Raw genomic sequence first — 1,038 nt, forward strand, 5'->3', positions numbered from 1 at the left:
ACCGGCTGATCGCGGTATGCGATGGCGAAGTCGTTGCGCGCCGGCGTGATCGCGCGATCGTCCTGCTCTTGGTGCGCCTCGGGCTGCGGGCCGGCGACGTGGCGCAACTCCGCCTTGACGATATCGAGTGGGAGACGGGCTCGCTGCGGGTCTCGGGCAAGTCGCGCTATGAGGTGCGTCTGCCGCTGCCGCAAGATGTCGGTGATGCGATCGCCGACTACCTCGCGTGTCGCCCTTCGACCTGCCCGAGCGATCACGTGTTCCTCCGCAATATCGCGCCGTTTCGACCGTTCCGGAACGGTGACGGCATCTCGTCGCTGGTGAAACGCCTCATGCAGCGGGCCGGCATCGTGGCGCCAGTCAAAGGGGCGCACGTCCTGCGACACACGGCGGCGACCGAGATGCTGCGCCATGGCGTTCCGCTTGAGAAGATCGGGTTGGTCCTGCGGCACCGAGGCATCGACACGACTGCCCGTTACGCCAAGGCCGATGTCACGCTCCTGAAGCAAATCGCGCAGCCCTGGCCGGAGGTTCTCTGATGTTGAAGGCCATCGAGACTTATCTGGCGCTCCGCCGTGCCACTGGATTCGCAATGCTGAATGCGGAATACTTGCTCAGGAGCTTTGCCGCCTTTGCGACCGAGCGCGGGCAAACGCAAGTCCACACGCAAACCGCAATCGATTGGGCGGCGCGGGGACCGTCTGTCGCGCAACGCGATGCTCGACTGAAAGCCGTCTGCCGCTTTGTGCGTCATGTCCGGGTTGAAGACGCCCGGCATGAGCTGCCGCCGGCTAATCACTTCGGTGCCCGCAAGACGCGGCGCTCGCCGCATATTTACCCAGCAGCGGAGATCGATCGCCTCATCGAGGCCGCCCTTCGGCTTCGACCCAAAGGCGGCTTGCGCTCACGGACCTATGCTACATTGATCGCACTGCTCTCAGTCACCGGATTGAGGATCTCCGAAGCGCTGAAGTTGACGGTCGCCGACGTGACGCGCGACGGCCTGCTGATCCGCGAGACCAAGTTCCGGAAAACCCG

The 1,038-nt window shown here is 64.4% G+C and carries 2 protein-coding genes; both read left to right on the top strand.

Annotation, left to right across the window (positions count from 1 at the left end):
- Nucleotides 1-539, top strand: a 539-nt coding sequence (locus NKH02_RS34365) for a tyrosine-type recombinase/integrase (protein ID WP_352884276.1), incomplete at its 5' end; no start/stop codon positions are given.
- On the top strand, nucleotides 539-1,038 hold a 500-nt coding region (locus NKH02_RS34370; RefSeq protein ID WP_502913897.1), incomplete at its 3' end, for a site-specific integrase. The genes NKH02_RS34365 and NKH02_RS34370, both read left to right, overlap by 1 nt.

Origin of the sequence: Mesorhizobium sp. M1396, from assembly GCF_040317725.1 — a bacterium.
Classification (GTDB): Bacteria; Pseudomonadota; Alphaproteobacteria; order Rhizobiales; family Rhizobiaceae; genus Mesorhizobium.